This is a genomic window from Dokdonella aquatica (assembly GCF_051987395.1).
Taxonomy (GTDB): domain Bacteria; phylum Pseudomonadota; class Gammaproteobacteria; order Xanthomonadales; family Rhodanobacteraceae; genus Dokdonella.
In genome coordinates, this window is the sequence record NZ_CP197094.1 from 2,135,982 (window position 1) to 2,152,801 (window position 16,820).

The following is a 16,820-nucleotide window of genomic DNA, read 5'->3' on the forward strand; positions in this document are numbered from 1 at the left end:
CCCAGGGTCGCGCGTCCGGGCGGGGTGCGTCCGTGAACATCGCCGCGCCGTTCATCCGTCGTCCGATCGGCACGATCCTGCTCGCGCTCGGCGTATTCGTGGGCGGCCTCATCGCCTACTTCCAGCTCGGCGTGGCCGCGCTGCCGAACATCGAGTTCCCGGTCATCTTCGTCGTCGCCAACCAGCCCGGCGCCGATGCCGAGAACATGGCCTCGACGGTCGCCGCGCCGCTCGAGCGCCACATGGGGCGCGTGTCGGGCGTCGACCAGATGAGTTCGAACAGCCGCCAGGGCACCGCCGTGGTGATCCTGTTCTTCAAGCTCGACAAGAATATCGATGCGGCCGCACGCGACGTGCAGGCCGCGATCAACGCCTCGATGGCCGACCTGCCTGCCGGATTGCGCACCGCGCCGATCTACCGCAAGGCCAACCCGAACAACGATCCCGTGCTGCTGCTGTCGCTGACGTCGAAGACACACACCACGGCCGACCTCTACAACATGGCCGATTCGCTGCTCTCGCAGCGCGTGCGCCAGCTGCCCGGCGTCGCCGACGTCAACATCACGGGCGGCGCGACGCCGGCCGTGCGCGTCGACGTGGACCTGCGCAAGCTGTCCTCGATGGGCCTCTCCGCCGACCAGGTACGCAACGCGATCTCGGCCGCCAACGTGACCTCGCCGCAGGGCTTCCTGAGCAACGGGAAGTCGATGATGACGATCGCCGCGAACGACGCGCTGCGCGACGGCGCCGATTTCGCCGACATCGTCATCGCCGTGCGCGACGGCGTGCCGATCCGCCTGCGCGACGTCGCCGAGGTCGGCGACGGACAGGAGAACAAGAACCAGGCCGCGTGGTTCAACGGCGAGCGCGCGATCCTCATGGTGATCAGCAAGCAGGCCGACGCCAACGTCATCAAGACCGTCGACAGCATCTACGACCAGCTGCCGCTCATGCGCAGCTGGCTGCCCGAGGGCGTCGAGCTCACGCCGTTCAACGACCGCACCGCGACGATCCGTGCCTCGGTCATGGAAGTGCAGATCACGCTGCTGATCAGCGTCGCGCTCGTCATCATGACGATGCTGCTGTTCCTGCGCCGCGTCGCCCCGACCGTGATCGCGGGCCTGTCGGTACCGCTGTCGCTGGCCAGCGCGTTCATCGTCATGTACGCGTTCGGCTTCACGCTCGACAACCTCACGCTGATGGCGCTCGTGATCTCGATCGGCTTCGTCGTCGACGATGCGATCGTCGTGATCGAGAACATCGTGCGCCACATGGACATGGGCAAGCCGCGCCTGCAGGCCGCGCTCGATGGCGCGAAGGAGATCGGCTTCACGATCGTCTCGATCACCGCGTCGCTGATCGCGGTGTTCCTGCCGCTGCTGTTCATGGGCGGCTTCATCGGCATGTTCCTGCACTCGTTCGCGGTGACGATCTCGGCCGCGATCGCGATGTCGGCCATCGTGTCGCTGACGCTGACAGCTGCGCTGTGCGGCCGCTACCTGCAGCCGCACGAGGAGCGCCCGCCGACCTGGCTCGGCAGGCGCATCGACGCGATGCACGCGGGCATGCTCGCCGGTTACCGCAGCGCGCTCGACTGGTCGCTGCGCCATCCGCGCTTCATGAGCCTGCAGCCGCTGCTGCTCATCATCGTGACCGTCTGGTTGACCACGTTCCTCCGGTTCGGCTCGGTGCCGCAGCAGGACACCGGCATGATGCAGGGCACGACGGTCGCGAGCGCGACCGTGTCGTACGAGACGATGGTGACCCTGCAGCGCACCGTTGCCGACGTCGTCATGGCCGATCCGGCCGTGGTCAGCGTGGGTTCGTCGCTCGGCAGCGGCGGCGGTCCGAATGCGAGTGCCAACCGCGGCCAGCTCTTCATCAACCTCAAGCCGCTCGGCGACGGCCGCGAGGAGTCGACGTTCGCGGTCATGGACCGCCTCACGAAGAAGACGTCCGACATCGCCGGCATCCAGCTGCGCCTGCGCAGCGTGCAGGATCTCGGCGGTGGTGGCGGCGGACCGCGCGGCGGCGACTCCCAGTTCAGCTATTCGCTCAAGGGCAGCAACTACCAGGAGCTGCTCGAGTGGGGGCCGCGCCTCGCCGACGAGATGAAGAAGCTGCCGCAGCTGACCAGCGTCGGCACCTCCCTCGACGACGGCGGCATCGAACAGAACCTCGTCATCGATCGCGACACCGCGGCGCGCCTCGGCGTGTCGATCGGCGCGATCTCGAGCGTGCTCTACAACGCGTTCGGCCAGCGCCAGATCTCGACGATCTACTCCGACCTCAACCAGTACCGTGTCGTCCTCAATGCGATCACCGGCGAGACGCCCGGCATCGACACGCTCAAGCGCCTCTACGTGCGCGCCAACAGCGGCGCGATGGTGCCGCTCGACGCGCTCACGCGCATCGAGCCGAGCCGTGCGCCGCTGACGATCCAGCACGACTTCCAGTTCCCCGTGTTCGACCTCACCTTCAACATGGCGAAGGACGTCAGCATGGACCAGGTCATCCCGCTGATCGACCAGACCATGCGCAACCTGCGCATGCCGGGCAGCATCAGCGGCGAGTTCGGTGGCGAGCTGCGCCGCTTCCAGCAGCAGCAGTCGAGCCAGGGCTTCCTGCTCATCGCGGCGATCATCGCGGTCTACCTCGTGCTCGGCATCCTCTACGAGAGCCTGATCCATCCGGTCACGATCTTGTCCACACTGCCGTCGGCCGGCATGGGCTGCCTGCTCGCGATGATCGCGACCGATACCGAGCTTACGCTGATCTCGATCATCGCGATCGTGCTGCTGATCGGCATCGTCAAGAAGAACGCGATCATGATGGTCGACTTCGCGCTCAGTGCGGAGCGCGCCGGCGCGACGCCGTTCGAGGCGATCCGCGAGGCCTGTCTCGTGCGCTTCCGTCCGATCATCATGACCTCGATGGTCGCGATCCTCGGCGCGGTGCCGCTCGCGATCGGCTTCGGCGTCGGTTCCGAGCTGCGCCAGCCACTCGGCGTCGCGATGATCGGCGGTCTGCTCGTGTCGCAGACGCTGACGCTGCTGTCGACACCGGCGCTATACCTCGTGTTCGCGCGCATCGCCCTGCGTCGCCGCGAGAAGCGTCGCGCGCGTCGCGAGGCGCGTGCGCTGGCCCGCGCCGCATCGTGAGGCTGCCGCGAGTCATCGGGGATTAATCCCCGTCCGCCGTGATGGCGGCACCATCCCTTCACCGGCCCTGCGACGACGCGTCGCGCGCGGTCGATCTTCTCGAGGAATCGTCATGGCATCTGGTCACTTCCCGCGTGCGCGTCACGCGCCGCTCGCGCTTTCCGTCGCCGTCGTCGCCGCGCTCGGTGCGGGTGACGCGATGGCGAGCGCATTCCAGCTCAAGGAAAACAGCGCGCAAGGCCTCGGCCGCGCGTTCGCCGGCAACGGCGCGGCACCCGGCGACTACGCCGTCGTCGTCAACAATCCCGCGGCGATGTCGGAGCTCGAGCGGGCCGGCTTCCAGGCCGATCTCACCGGCATCAACGTCAGCATGAAGTTTCATGGCGAAGGAACCGACGCGCTCGGTCGGCCGCTCACGGGCAGCAATCGCCAGGATGCCGGTGCGACCAAGCCGGTGCCTGCGATGTATTACGCGACGCCGGTCGGCGAGCGCTGGGCGTTCGGCGTCGGCGTGAGTGCGCCGTATGGATTCGTGTCCGAATACGACGCGGGCTGGGTCGGCCGCTACCACGCGCTCAAGTCCGAGCTGCAGTCGATCGCGACCACGTTCTCGGCGTCGTACAGGCTCAGCGACAGCTTCTCGATCGGCGGCAGCGTGATCGCGCAGCACACGAGTGCCGATCTTTCCAAGGCGATCGATTTCGGCGCGATCCTCGCCGGTCCGACCGGCGGCGCGGTGCTGCCGCAGGCGGCCGACGGCAAGGTGCGCATCGAGGGTGACGACTGGGGGTATGGCTGGCAGCTCGGCCTGCTGTGGAAGCCGACCGACCGCGACCGCATCGGCCTCAACTACCACTCCAAGATCGACCACGAGATCCAGGGCGATGCGACGTTCACGGTGCCGCAGGCGATCGCGCCGCTGCTCGGGCCGACCTTCCAGAGCACCGGCGGCAACGCCGACTTCACGACGCCGGCGTTCGCCGAGCTGAGCTGGTGGCACACCCACGACGAGCGCCTGAGCTACGGCGCGACCTACGGCTGGACGCGCTGGTCGACGTTCAAGGACCTCACGGTCACGTTCGACAACCCGGCCCAGCCCGACAGCAGCGAGATCTTCCGCTGGCGTAACTCGACGTTCGGCTCGGTCGGCGCCGAGTACAAGCTCAGCGACGCGCTGGTGCTGCGCGGTGGCCTCGCGGTCGACGGTTCGCCGACCTACGAAGGCACGCGCTCCCCGCGCGTGCCCGATGCGACACGCCGCTGGGTCGCGCTCGGCCTCGGTTACGCGCCGAGCGACGCGATGCGCTTCGACGTCGGCTACGCGCACCTGTTCGTGAACGATTCGCACGTCGACGTGCGTGGCGAGACCGGTGATCACGTCGTCGCGCGCTACGAGAACTACGGCAATCTGCTCGCCGTGTCGGGGCAGTTCCGGTTCTGAGCCCGCTCCGCCGCCCTCCCGTGCGGAGGGCGGCGGACGTTGCAACGTTGTGCGGCGCGCTCGTGCAGGCGGCGCCATCGAGATGGGCGACGCGTGCGCGAGTCCACGTCGCGAGTGTCGATCGCGTCACGCCGGCTCGCCCGACTCGGCCGCGAGGTTCCCTTGTCACGCCAAACAAGGCACGCTTGGGGGCCCAGGAAGGAGGAATCCCATGAAGCGTTCCCGCACCGTCGCCCTGCTCGTCATGGGCACCGCGCCGTTGTTCCTCGCTGCGTGCAGCAAGGAGTCGGAAGTCGAGGGTCTCTACACCTCGCTGGAATCCTGCGTCGCGCAGACCAATGACAGCTACACCTGCGGCGAGGCGTTCAAGAACGCCAAGCAGGAAGCCGAAGCGACCGCGCCGCGCTACGCGTCGCGCGAGGAATGCGTCGCCGCGCACGGCGAAGGCCAGTGCGAGGCACGCCAGGCCGGCAGCCAGTCCTATTTCATGCCGCTCATGACGGGCTTCCTGCTCGGCCAGATGCTGCGCGGCGGCCAGACCGCCGGCTTCACGAGCAGCCCGGCTTTCAAGGACCGCAACGGCAACTGGCAGCGCCCCGCGCCGGGTGCCGGTGCCGGTGGTGTCTACCGTCCCGGTGCCGCCACGGCGATGGCGCCGGTCTCGCAGCAGCCCGACCGCAAGCCGACCGCGTCGCGTGGCGGCTTCGGCGACCGCAGCGGCGATCGCGGCGCGGCGACCTGATGCGTCGACTCGCGATGCCCGAGCGCGTCAACTGGCGCGCGCGTGCGGCCGACAGCGGGTTCGTGTTCCACACGATCGACGGCGAGCCGTACTGGGACGAGAGCGCCTGCTACGCGTTCACGATGCGCGAGATCGAGGAAGGCCTCGAGGCGCCGACCGAGGAACTGCACGGCATGGCGCTCGACCTCGTCGGCGACATCGTCGCGAGCGAGGCGCGCATGCGCGAGCTCGACATCCCCGAGCCGTTCTGGGACTGGATCGCGCGCAGCTGGAAGAACGGCGACCCGCACCTGTACGGGCGCATGGATTTCGCCTGGGACGGCCACGGCCCGGCCAAGCTGCTCGAGCTCAACTACGACACGCCGACCTCGCTGTTCGAGTCGGCGTTCTTCCAGTGGCAGTGGCTCGACGACCAGCAGTCCTCGGGTCGCCTGCCGGCCGCGGCCGACCAGTACAACTCGATCTACGAGAGCCTCGTCGAGGCCTTCGGTGCGATCGCGCGCCGGCTGCCGCGTCCGTTCCTGTTCGCGGCCGTGCGCAACTCGGCCGAGGACCAGGGCACGATCGACTACCTGCGCGACTGCGCGGTGCAGGCCGGCATCGAATGCGGCTCGATCGCGATCGAGGACATCGGCCTGACCGCCGACCAGCGCTACACCGACCTCGACGACAACGTGATCGGCACGCTGTTCAAGCTGTATCCGCTCGAGGACCTGTTCCGCGAGCCGTTCGGCGCGCACCTGCCGAACGCGGGCACGCTGCTCATCGAGCCGCCGTGGAAGGCCGTGCTCAGCAACAAGGGCATCCTGCCGCTGCTGTGGGATCGCCACCGTGGCCATCCGAACCTGCTGCCCGCGTTCTTCGACGACGGCCGAGACGCGCTGCCGCCCGGCTGGGTGCGCAAGCCGCTGCACTCGCGCGAGGGCGCGAACATCCAGATGCACCTGCCGCACGGCGAGCACCTCACGTCGACGGGGCCCTACGGCGGACCGTTCGTGCGCCAGCAGTTCCACGCACTCGCCGCGCACGACGGTCGCCATGCACTGCTCGGCAGCTGGGTCGTCGGCGACCGCGCCTGCGGCCTCGGCGTGCGCGAGGACGCCTCCGCGATCACGCGCGACGGCGCACGTTTCGTCCCGCACGTGATCCTCGAGGAAGACGGCGGCGTGCTCGAGGCGTGAGCTTTTTTCTCCCTTCTCCCTCCGGGAGAAGGTGGCCCGAAGGGCCGGATGAGGGTGCGGTGGAAGGGCGAGGCTGAAGCCTCGTCTCATCCGGCATCGCCTTGCAACCAGAACATTGCAGCTTCGTGCGGGAACATCCTGCGGAGTGACGACGGAACCCGCGCGGATTCCGTCGTCCCATCGCATGCGTCGACCCTCACGGGTCGACGCCATCGATCAACGCGGCGACAGCTCCAGCGACGGCGGCAGCAGGCTGCCGCGCGAGGCTTCGCGACGCGTCTCCTCGCTGACCTGCGCGACCGACACGAAACGCGCGGCATTCGAGTCGACCTTCGCGGGCTCGGCGTGTGCGATCACGCGCACGGTCGGCAGCGTCGTGGTCGCGAGCAGGTCGGCATCGGCGCTCACCGACACGACCGGCAGCAGCGTCGTCGGCAGCGTCTCGGCCTGCGCGGTGACGGTGACGGTCGGCATCAGCGTGACGGCGAGCGGCGCCGTGTTCGCGACGCTCCAGGTCGGTTCGCGCGAGGGATCGTTCGCATCGGCGACGATGCTCATGGTCGGCATCAGCGTCGCCTGCAGCGGGGCACGCGCCTCGACCGAGAACGCGGCATCGGACGCGTGGGCGCTTGCGGTGGCGCAGGCGAGCACGGCGGCCAGGCCTGCGATGCGGATCGTGGAGGTGCGGAAGGTCATGATGTTCTCCTGAAGACCGGTTGTGCAGGGGAGGTATCGCAAGCACCGTGCCAGCGCGTACCCGGACGTGGTCTTCGGGAAATCAGATGCAGGGACAAGCACTTGGGTTGCTAGTCCGGAAGTCATGCATCGCCAGCGGACGCTTTTCGCGGACGTTCGCGTGTCCGGCCGCGGACGCGTGGATGCGTCGTCCACAGCGCGTTCGACGCGTCAGCGACGCGTGCCGCCGAATGTCGTCGAGGCGTACGGCAGGCCGTTGAGCCAGCCCTCGATGGCGTCGGCGCAAGCCTTCGCACGCGCCTGCAGCAGGAAGTGCGGACCATCGATCTCCCGCACGTCGTGGTGCGCACCGTAGAGCGCACCGTCCATGTGATGGCGAAACACGAGCCGGTCGTGCGTCGGGCGCAGGCAGAGGATCGGCAGATCCGATGGAAGGCTGTCGGTGCTCTCGTCGAGATCGCGCAGCAGGCGCAGGCGCGACCGGAGCACGGCCGTCGGCATCGCGAGGATCGCGGCGCGCAGGGTGGCGAGGTCGGCGGGCGTCGCCCCGCTGCCGAGGCAGAGCGCGCGCAGCACCGCATCGTGCGTGGCGAGCGTGCGCATGCGCGGCGACGCGGCGATGCCGATCAGTGCGCACGCGAGCGGCAGCAGCGGATGCGGCGAGGCGTGGAAGCTCGCGACGAGCACGAGTGCGGCGAGACCGTCGGGTGCCGTGCGCGCCCAGCGCAGCGCGACCGGGCCCGAGAACGACTCCGCGACCGCGACGAACGCGCCGCTGCGCGGGCGCTGGCGTTCGACCTCGGCGACGCAGGCGTCGAGGTCGGTATCGGGATGATCGGGATACCGCACGATCGTCGTGGCGGCGTCGTCGCGTGCCGCCACGAGGTTTGCGAACAGCGTGCCGCCACCGTCGAGGCCGGGCAGCAGCAGCCAGGGCAGCGTGGCCGCCCCGGCCATGCGCTTACTCGCCGAGCGTCAGCAGCGAGGCGTTGCCGCCCGCGGCGGTCGTGTTGACGGTGACGGTGCGCTCGGTCGCGAAGCGCACGAGGTAGTGCGGGCCGCCGGCCTTCGGGCCGGTGCCCGAGAGGTTCTCCCCGCCGAACGGCTGCACGCCGACCACCGCGCCGATCTGGTTGCGGTTGACGTAGCAGTTGCCGACCTTGGCGCGGCGCACGATGTGGTCGATCGTGTCGTCGATGCGGCTGTGGATGCCGAGCGTGAGGCCGTAGCCGGTCGCGTTGATCGCGTCGATGACCTTGTCGAGCTCGCTGGCCTTCCAGCGCACGAGGTGCAGGACGGGGCCGAACACTTCGCGCTTGAGCGTGGCCAGCGACGGGATCTCGTAGGCGCGCGGCGCGAAGAACGTGCCGTGCTCGGTGCTCGCGCCGAGCGCGACCTCGCCGATGCGCGTGGCCTCGCGCTCCATGCGCTCGGCGTGCTCGACGAGGATGCGGTGCGACGCCTCGTCGATGACCGGGCCGACGTCGGTCGAGAGCAGGCCCGGATCGCCGATCGTGAGCTCGGCCATCGCGCCGGCGAGCATCGTCTTCACCTTGTCGGCGATGTCCTCCTGCACGAACAGCACGCGCGCGGCCGAGCAGCGCTGGCCGGCCGAATCGAATGCGGAGGCGACGACGTCCTTGACGAGCTGCTCGGGCAGCGCCGAGGAGTCGGCGATCAGCGCGTTCTGGCCGCCGGTCTCGGCGATCAGCGCGGCGATCGACGAGTCGCGCGCGGCCAGCGTGCGGTTGATCGTCCATGCGGTCTCGGTCGAACCCGTGAAGCACACGCCGGCGATCTCGGGACGCGTGAGCAGCAGGTTGCCGATCATCGAGCCCTTGCCCGGGATGAACTGCAGCACGTCCTCGGGCACGCCGGCTTCGTGCAGCAGCTTCACGGCGGCGTGGCCGATCAGCGTGGTCTGCTCGGCCGGCTTGGCCAGCACGCTGTTGCCGGCGGCGAGCGCGGCGACGACCTGGCCCATGAAGATGGCGAGCGGGAAGTTCCACGGGCTGATGCAGACGAACACGCCACGGCCGTGCAGGAACAGCTGGTTCGACTCGCCGGTCGGGCCCGGCAGGATCTCGGGCTGGCCGAACAGCTTGCGCGCGAGCGCCGCGTAGTAGCGCAGGAAATCGGCCGCCTCGCGCACCTCGGCGATCGCGGCCGGGATGGTCTTGCCGGCCTCGCGCACGGCCATCGCGATGAACTCGGCGCGGCGCGTCTCGAGAAGATCGGCGGCATGTTCGAGGATCTTCGCGCGGCTCGCGGCGGGCAGTGCATCCCAGCCGGGCTGCGCGGCGACGGCATTGGCGAGCGCCTTCTCGATCGTCGCGGCGTCGGCGGCGACGTACTCGCCGATCGTGCGGCGGCGGTCGGCCGGATCGGTCACGGCCTTGGCTTCGTTCGTGGACTTCGCACCCGGCACGAGCGGAGCGGCGCTCCACGGTCGGCGCGCCGCGTTGACGCTGTCGGCGAGGGTGCGCAGGTCGATGTCGTTGGCGAGGTTGGCGCCCATGGAATTCTTCCGTTGTTCGCCGAACAAGGCGATCGGCTGGGGGATGCGGGGATGCGGCTTCTGGTCGAGGTGGCGCACGAGCTCGCAGGGATCGGCGACGAGGTCGCGGATCGACACGTCCTCGTCGACGACACGGTTGACGAAGCTCGTGTTGGCGCCGTTCTCGAGCAGGCGGCGCACGAGGTAGGGCAGCAGGTCCTCGTGGCTGCCGACCGGCGCGTAGACGCGGCACGGCACGCCGAGGTTGCGCTCGCCGATGACCTCGGCGTACAGGTCCGCGCCCATGCCGTGCAGGCGCTGGTGCTCGTAAGGGCGGCCCTTGGCGTAGTGGTGGATCGCCGCGATCGTGTGCGCGTTGTGGGTCGCGAACTGCGGGTAGATCAGGCTCGCGCCGGCCTCGAACATCTGCCGTGCACAGGCGAGGTAGGAGACGTCGGTATTCGGCTTGCGCGTGTACACCGGGTAGCCCGCGAGGCCGTTCTCCTGCGCGCGCTTGACCTCGGAATCCCAGTACGCGCCCTTGACCAGGCGCACGCACCAGCGGCGGCCGGCCTTGCGCGCGGTCTCGGCGAGCCAGTCGATCACGAACGGCGCGCGCTTCTGGTAGGCCTGCACGGCGAGGCCGAAGCCGTTCCAGCCTTCGAGCGACGGATCCGCGAACACCGCGCCGATCACGTCGAGCGAGAGCTCGAGGCGGTCGGCCTCCTCGGCATCGACGGTCATGCCGATCGCGTTGGCCTTCGCCAGCTGCGCGAGCTCGAGCACGCGCGGGGTCAGTTCGGCGAGCACGCGGGCACGGTTGGCGACGTCGTAGCGCGGATGGATCGCCGACAGCTTGACCGAGATCGACGGTGCCTCGAGCACGTCGGTCCACGGGCCGCGGCGGCCCAGCGAGGCGATCGCGTCGCGGTAGGCCTGCAGGTAGCGCTCGGCGTCGCGCGCGGTCAGCGCGGCCTCGCCGAGCATGTCGTAGGAATACCGGTAGACGCGGTGCTCCTTGCCCTCGGAACGGTCCTGCGCCTCCTCGATCGTGCGGCCCATGACGAACTGGTGGCCCATGATGCGCATGGCCTGGCGCACCGCGAGGCGGATCACCGGCTCGCCGGCACGGCCGACGAGGCGCTTGAGCGCACCCGTGAAATTGCTGCGGGTCTCCTCGGCGAGGCTGACGAGGCGGCCGGTCAGCATGAGGCCCCAGGTCGAGGCGTTCACGAACAGCGACTCGCTGGCGCCGACGTGCTTCTTCCAGTCGGCGTCGCCGAGCTTGTCGCGGATCAGCTTGTCGGCGGTCTCGGCGTCGGGGATGCGCAGCAGCGCCTCGGCCACGCACATGAGCAGCACGCCTTCCTCGCTGGAGAGGTCGTACTCGCGCATGAACGACTCGACGGCACTCTGGTCGGAGGCCTTGGCGCGCACGCGCGCGACGAGTTCGGCGGCGCGGGCCAGCACGAGCTCGCGCTCGGCGGGCGGCAGGCTGGCCTGGGCCAGCAGTTCGTTGACGGCCTCGGTCTCGTCGCGCAGCCAGGCGGCGGTGATGCGCGCGCGCGCAGGCTCGGCCGGGCCGGGCAGTTCGGGGCTCAGGATGTCGCTCACGGGATGCGTTCTCGCGGGCTGGCGGGGCGGCACGGTGCCGCAGGTCGGCTAGTGTAGTGAGGGGCCCGATGGCGGCCAAGCACGCGCTGCGGCACATTGACCCAGAGCGGTCCGGGCGGGGGGAGGCCGTTGTTGCCGCTGGCTCGGGGCGTCCACTATCATTCGGCGGTTCCACGCCTGTTGTTTTGACGGACAGCGGGCGCCGCGAGGGGTCGAGCGCGGCGTGTGGGTACCCAGGGTTGCGTGTCGTGACGACCGGTCCTCCGGCGCACGATCCGAATGTTTCCGTATTCCAAGGTGATGGCAATGACGTCAGTAGGGACCTCGCGAATCCGCCGCGTGCTCGGCGTGTCGACCCTGATGGTTTCGGGCCTGCTGGCCAGCGCCGCGCAGGCCGCCAACCCCGAGCGTTGGCAGCTCAACATGACCAGGGGCGTCACCGAGACGGCCCGCGACGTCCACGACATCCACATGGTCATGCTGTGGATCTGCGTGGTCATCGGCATCGTCGTGTTCGGCGTCATGTTCGTGGCGATGTTCCGCTTCCGCAAATCGCGCGGCGCGGTCGCGCAGACGTGGAGCCACAGCACCAAGCTCGAGGTGGCCTGGACGGTCATCCCGATCCTCATCCTGATCGGCGCCGCCTGGCCGGCGACGGCCCTGCTGCTGCGCATGGCCGACACCTCGGAATCCGAGATGACGATCAAGATCACCGGCTACCAGTGGAAGTGGCGCTACGAGTACGTGGACTACTTCGGCCAGGCCACGCCGGTCAATTTCATGTCGACGCTCAAGCACGATTCCAACCGCGTGCGCCAGCTCGGCTCGGGCATCGACCCGACCTCGGTCAAGGACGGCGAGTACGCGAGCTACCTGCTCGACGTGGATCGCCCGCTCGTGCTGCCGGCCGGCGTCAAGGTGCGCTTCGTCGTCACCGCCGACGACGTGATCCACGCGTGGTGGGTGCCGTCGCTGGGCTGGAAGCAGGACGCCATCCCCGGGATCATCAATTCGGCCTGGACCAAGGTCGACGAGCCCGGCGTGTACCGCGGCCAGTGTGCGGAGCTGTGCGGCAAGGACCACGGCTTCATGCCGATCGTCGTCAAGGTCGTGCCGAAGGCCGAGTTCGAGCAGTGGCTGGGCGAGCAGTCCTCCCCCGCCGCGCCGGCCACCGCCCAGACCATCGTTCCGTCGTCGGCCCCGCAGGGCTGAATCCCGAATCCGCAATTGAGGTGCAGGCCATGGCCCACGCTGCCGTCCACGACGACCACCACGACGACCACGACCACAAGCCCAAGGGCTTCCTGAATCGCTGGCTGTTCACGACCAACCACAAGGACATCGGTACCGCGTACCTGGTGTTCTCGCTGCTGATGTTCTTCATCGGCGGCTCGATGGCGATGGTCATCCGCGCAGAACTCTTCCAGCCGGGCATGCAGCTCGTGGAGCCCGAGTTCTTCAACGAAATGACCACGATGCACGCGCTGATCATGATCTTCGGCGCGGTCATGCCGGCGTTCGTCGGCCTCGGCAACTGGATGATCCCGCTGCAGATCGGCGCGCCGGACATGGCGCTGCCGCGCATGAACAACTGGTCGTTCTGGATCCTGCCGTTCGCGTTCACGCTGCTGCTGTCGACGCTGTTCATGCCGGGCGCCGGCCCGCAGGGCGGCTGGACGCTCTACCCGCCACTGTCGATGCAGGGCGGCAACTCGGTGGCCTTCGTGATCTTCGCGATCCACCTGATGGGCATCAGCTCGATCATGGGCGCGATCAACATCATCGCGACGATCCTCAACATGCGCGCGCCGGGCATGGACCTGCTGAAGATGCCGATCTTCGTGTGGTCGTGGCTGATCACGGCGTTCCTGCTGATCGCGGTGATGCCGGTGCTCGCGGGCGCGGTGACGATGCTGCTCACCGACAAGTTCTTCGGCACGAGCTTCTTCAACGCCGCCGGCGGCGGCGACCCGGTGATGTTCCAGCACATCTTCTGGTTCTTCGGGCACCCCGAGGTCTACATCATGATCCTGCCGGCGTTCGGCATCGTCTCGGAGATCATCCCGACGTTCGCGCGCAAGCCGCTGTTCGGCTATCAGGCCATGATCTACGCGATCGCCTCGATCGCGTTCCTGTCGTTCATCGTGTGGGCGCACCACATGTTCACGGTGGGCATGCCGCTCGGCGGCGAGATCTACTTCATGTACGCGACGATGCTGATCGCGATCCCGACCGGCGTGAAGGTGTTCAACTGGGTCACCACGATGTGGGAAGGCTCGATGACGTTCGAGACGCCGATGCTGTTCGCGCTCGGCTTCGTCATCCTGTTCACGATCGGCGGCTTCTCGGGCCTCATGCTCGCGATCGTGCCGGCCGACTTCCAGTACCACGACACCTACTTCGTCGTCGCGCACTTCCACTACGTGCTGGTGACCGGCGCGGTGTTCGCGATCATGGCCTCGGCGTACTACTGGCTGCCGAAGTGGTCGGGCAACATGTACAGCGAGCGCTGGGGCAAGATCCACTTCTGGTCGAGCGTGATCTCGGTCAACGTGCTGTTCTTCCCGCAGCACTTCCTCGGCCTGGCCGGCATGCCGCGCCGCATCCCGGACTACAACGTCGCGTTCGCCGACTTCAACATGATCAGCTCGATCGGCGGCTTCTGGTTCGGCGCCTCGCAGCTGATCTTCGTCGGCGTGATCATCCACTGCGTATACCGCTCGAAGAACCGCGCCACGGCGCAGGTCTGGGAAGGCGCGCGTGGCCTGGAGTGGACGGTGCCGTCGCCGGCGCCACACCACACGTTCACGACGCCGCCGGTGATCGACGATTCCAAGCTCGCCCACGGCGACGTGACGCACTGAGCGATTCCACCGGACCGGCCCACGCCGGTCCGGTGAACGCAGACATGACATGACCTCCACGACCGCCCCGGGCAGCGTCAGCAACGCCGGCATCGCGAAGACCATCGGCATGGTCTCGCTGGCCGCGTTCCTGTTCGGCTTCGCGATGATCCCGATCTACCGGATCGCCTGCGAGCACGTGCTCGGCATCAAGCTGTCGCCCGAGGGCATCTCGAACGACAAGGCCGCGTCGATGGTGGTCGACACGTCGCGGTCGGTGACGGTCGAGTTCGTCGGCAACGTCAACAGCAAGCTGCCGTGGGACTTCCGTCCGGAAGTCACGCGCGTGAGCGTGCATCCGGGTGCGCTGACCGAAGTGTGGTTCGACGCGACCAACCAGTCCGGCGACCCGATCGTCGGCAACGCGGTACCCAGCGTCGCGCCGAGCGAGGCGTCGCTGTACTTCAACAAGACCGAGTGCTTCTGTTTCACCGAGCAGCTGCTCGCCGCAGGCGAATCCCGGCGCATGCCGGTCCGCTTCGTCGTCGACCCGCAGTTGCCGGCCAACGTGAAGACGCTTACGTTGTCCTATACGTTCTTCGCGAACGACATCGCCACGCGACGCCTCGGCCAGGTGCCGGCGTCGGACGCAGCGGTCGCGGCGAGCGGATCCATTCCGAGCGTGGGGTCCTGAGATCATGGCGCAAACACAAGGTGCTTATTACGTCCCCCACGGCAGCCACTGGCCGATCGTGGGCTCCATCGGCCTGTTCACGACGGTCATCGGCGCCGCGCAGTGGATGAACGGCGTGAGCGGGTTCTCCGCGCTGCCGCTCATGTACGTCGGCATCGCGATCCTGCTGTTCATGATGTTCGGCTGGTTCGGCACGGTCATCCGCGAATCGGTCGCCGGCCTCTACAACAAGCAGGTCGACGTCTCGTTCCGCATGGGGATGATCTGGTTCATCTTCTCGGAAGTGATGTTCTTCGCGGCGTTCTTCGGCGCGCTGTTCTACGCGCGCGTGCTGTCGGTGCCGTGGCTCGGCGGCGAAGGCCACGGTGCGCTGACCAACCACTTCCTGTGGCAGGGCTTCACGCCGGCGTGGCCGACCAATGGCCCGAGCGAGATCGGCGGCAGCTTCCAGACGATCCCCGCATGGGGCCTGCCGCTGCTCAACACGATGCTGCTGCTGGCCTCGGGCGTGACGATCACGCTCGCCCATCACGCGCTGCGTTCGGGCCACCGCAAGGCCACCGTCGCGTGGCTCGCGGCGACCGTCGCGCTCGGCGCGGTGTTCCTCTACTACCAGGCGCACGAGTACGCGGAGGCCTACGGCCACCTCAACCTGACCCTCGGCAGCGGCATCTACGGCTCGACGTTCTTCATGCTGACCGGCTTCCACGGCATGCACGTCACGCTCGGCGCGATCATGCTGGTCATCATCATGCTGCGCGTCGCCAAGGGCCATTTCACCGCGGACAACCACTTCGGCTTCGAGGCCGTCGCGTGGTACTGGCACTTCGTCGACGTGGTGTGGCTCGGCCTGTTCGTCTTCGTCTACGTCCTCTGACGCGACATGCAGCGGGCGCCGACGCGCCCGCTGCGCTTTCCCGCCGATCGATCAGCCGTTGATGCCGTGGGGCTGGATGATGCCCGTGGCGATGCCGATCAGGATCAGCACGATCAACGCGACCGAGAGGCCGATGCGTCGCGTCAGCGCGTTCACGGTCCGGTTGCTGCCGCCCTTGTCGGTGATCATGTAGTAGAGGCCGGCGCCGAGGTTCCAGACGATGGCGACGAGAAACACGACGATCACGATCTTGCTGAGCATGGCGGTGGTCCGTGGCGGGCGAATCGGCCCGGCGTGGCCGCGAGTATAGGGCCGGCCCCGTGAGCGCACGCTGGAAGTCGCCGTCGTGGTTCGCGATCACGCTGCTCTGCGCGGGGCTCGCGCTGTTCTGCACGCTCGGCACCTGGCAGCTCAAGCGCGCGCACGAAAAGGAAACACTGCTCGCGTCGTTCAGCGGTGCAGCAGCACAGCCGACGCTGACGCTGGCCGAGGCGCGACGAACCACCGCAGACGCCGTGCACCACCCGCACGTGCGCGTGGAGGGCCGTTTCGACGCGCGTCACGCGTACCTGCTCGACGACCAGGTGCGTGACGCGCGGCGCGGCGTCATCGCGTTCGCGCTGTTCGAGCCGGTCGACGGCAGCCTGCCGATCCTCGTCAACCGCGGTTTCGTGGCGCGCGAAGGCGCCTCGGCACCCGCGCTGCCGCCGCTGCCCGAGGGCGACCTCGTCGTGTCGGGGCTGTATGCTCCGCCGCCCGGGTCCGGGCTGCGCCTCGGCGGCAATGCACTGCCGAACCAGGCCGGCCCGACCAAGAGCACGATCTACATCGACCTCGGCGAGATCGGCGAGGATGCCGGACGCCGCATCGACACGTCGGTGCTGCTGCTCGACGCGGAACCCGGTTCCGGCTTCGAGCGCACCTGGACGCCGCAGATCCTGCCGCCCGAGCGCCACCGCGGCTATGCACTGCAGTGGTTCTCGTTCGCGATCGCCGCGATCGTCATCTTCATCGTGCTGCACCGCCGCCGCACGCCGCCCCGCTGAGCGCGAAGCGCCAGGTTCCTCCGAGACA

13 protein-coding genes are annotated in these 16,820 nt (G+C 68.4%); 9 read left to right on the plus strand and 4 right to left on the minus strand.

Annotated features, from left to right (window positions below; all coding sequences use genetic code 11):
• Positions 1-32 precede the first annotated feature (32 nt).
• The 4 genes from ACQQ2N_RS09395 to ACQQ2N_RS09410 all read left to right on the plus strand — a co-directional run bounded on the left by ACQQ2N_RS09395 (position 33) and on the right by ACQQ2N_RS09410 (position 6,525).
• The gene (locus tag ACQQ2N_RS09395; RefSeq protein WP_440225454.1) at positions 33-3,161 is read left to right on the plus strand and encodes an efflux RND transporter permease subunit; all 3,129 of its coding nucleotides are present in this window, start codon (positions 33-35) and stop codon (positions 3,159-3,161) included.
• Between the two features lie 112 nt (positions 3,162-3,273).
• Complete coding sequence (locus ACQQ2N_RS09400; protein ID WP_440225455.1) at positions 3,274-4,602, plus strand: OmpP1/FadL family transporter; 1,329 nt, start codon at positions 3,274-3,276, stop codon at positions 4,600-4,602.
• A gap of 211 nt (positions 4,603-4,813) precedes the next feature.
• A complete protein-coding gene (locus tag ACQQ2N_RS09405; protein WP_440225456.1) occupies positions 4,814-5,344 on the plus strand; it encodes a DUF1190 domain-containing protein in 531 nt (176 codons plus the stop codon).
• The gene (locus tag ACQQ2N_RS09410; protein WP_440225457.1) at positions 5,344-6,525 is read left to right on the plus strand and encodes a glutathionylspermidine synthase family protein; all 1,182 of its coding nucleotides are present in this window, start codon (positions 5,344-5,346) and stop codon (positions 6,523-6,525) included. The genes ACQQ2N_RS09405 and ACQQ2N_RS09410 overlap by 1 nt, the downstream gene beginning before the upstream one ends.
• A gap of 216 nt (positions 6,526-6,741) precedes the next feature.
• On the opposite strand, the gene ACQQ2N_RS09415 is transcribed toward ACQQ2N_RS09410, so the two are convergent.
• The 3 genes from ACQQ2N_RS09415 to putA all read right to left on the minus strand — a co-directional run bounded on the left by ACQQ2N_RS09415 (position 6,742) and on the right by putA (position 11,365).
• Positions 6,742-7,221: a hypothetical protein gene (locus ACQQ2N_RS09415; RefSeq protein WP_440225458.1), complete on the minus strand. Its 480-nt coding sequence runs from the start codon at positions 7,219-7,221 to the stop codon at positions 6,742-6,744.
• 210 nt (positions 7,222-7,431) lie between these two features.
• Entirely contained in the window at positions 7,432-8,178 is a 747-nt protein-coding gene (locus tag ACQQ2N_RS09420) for a hypothetical protein (RefSeq protein ID WP_440225459.1), read from the minus strand.
• Positions 8,179-8,182: 4 nt separating this feature from the next.
• On the minus strand, positions 8,183-11,365 hold the full coding sequence (putA, locus tag ACQQ2N_RS09425; RefSeq protein WP_440225460.1) for a bifunctional proline dehydrogenase/L-glutamate gamma-semialdehyde dehydrogenase PutA: 3,183 nt from the start codon (positions 11,363-11,365) through the stop codon (positions 8,183-8,185).
• 327 nt (positions 11,366-11,692) lie between these two features.
• On the opposite strand from putA, the gene coxB reads away from it, so the two are divergent.
• From coxB to ACQQ2N_RS09445, 4 genes are read left to right on the plus strand one after another with little or no spacing between them, the layout of a single operon-like run.
• On the plus strand, positions 11,693-12,544 hold the full coding sequence (gene coxB / locus ACQQ2N_RS09430) for a cytochrome c oxidase subunit II (protein WP_440225736.1): 852 nt from the start codon (positions 11,693-11,695) through the stop codon (positions 12,542-12,544).
• A 29-nt stretch (positions 12,545-12,573) separates the two neighbouring features.
• Positions 12,574-14,196 (plus strand): cytochrome c oxidase subunit I, encoded by a 1,623-nt coding sequence (gene ctaD / locus ACQQ2N_RS09435; RefSeq protein WP_440225461.1) that lies wholly within the window; start codon positions 12,574-12,576, stop codon positions 14,194-14,196.
• 49 nt (positions 14,197-14,245) lie between these two features.
• Positions 14,246-14,869: a cytochrome c oxidase assembly protein gene (locus ACQQ2N_RS09440; RefSeq protein ID WP_440225462.1), complete on the plus strand. Its 624-nt coding sequence runs from the start codon at positions 14,246-14,248 to the stop codon at positions 14,867-14,869.
• Between the two features lie 4 nt (positions 14,870-14,873).
• Entirely contained in the window at positions 14,874-15,746 is an 873-nt protein-coding gene (locus ACQQ2N_RS09445; protein ID WP_440225463.1) for a cytochrome c oxidase subunit 3, read from the plus strand.
• Positions 15,747-15,797: 51 nt separating this feature from the next.
• Here the strand turns inward: ACQQ2N_RS09445 and ACQQ2N_RS09450 are convergent, their stop codons facing one another.
• Positions 15,798-16,007 (minus strand): twin transmembrane helix small protein, encoded by a 210-nt coding sequence (locus ACQQ2N_RS09450; RefSeq protein WP_440225464.1) that lies wholly within the window; start codon positions 16,005-16,007, stop codon positions 15,798-15,800.
• Between the two features lie 59 nt (positions 16,008-16,066).
• Between ACQQ2N_RS09450 and ACQQ2N_RS09455 the strand changes: the two genes are divergently transcribed.
• Positions 16,067-16,792, plus strand: a complete 726-nt coding sequence (locus ACQQ2N_RS09455) for an SURF1 family protein (RefSeq protein ID WP_440225465.1) — start codon at positions 16,067-16,069, stop codon at positions 16,790-16,792.
• Positions 16,793-16,820: the final 28 nt, after the last annotated feature.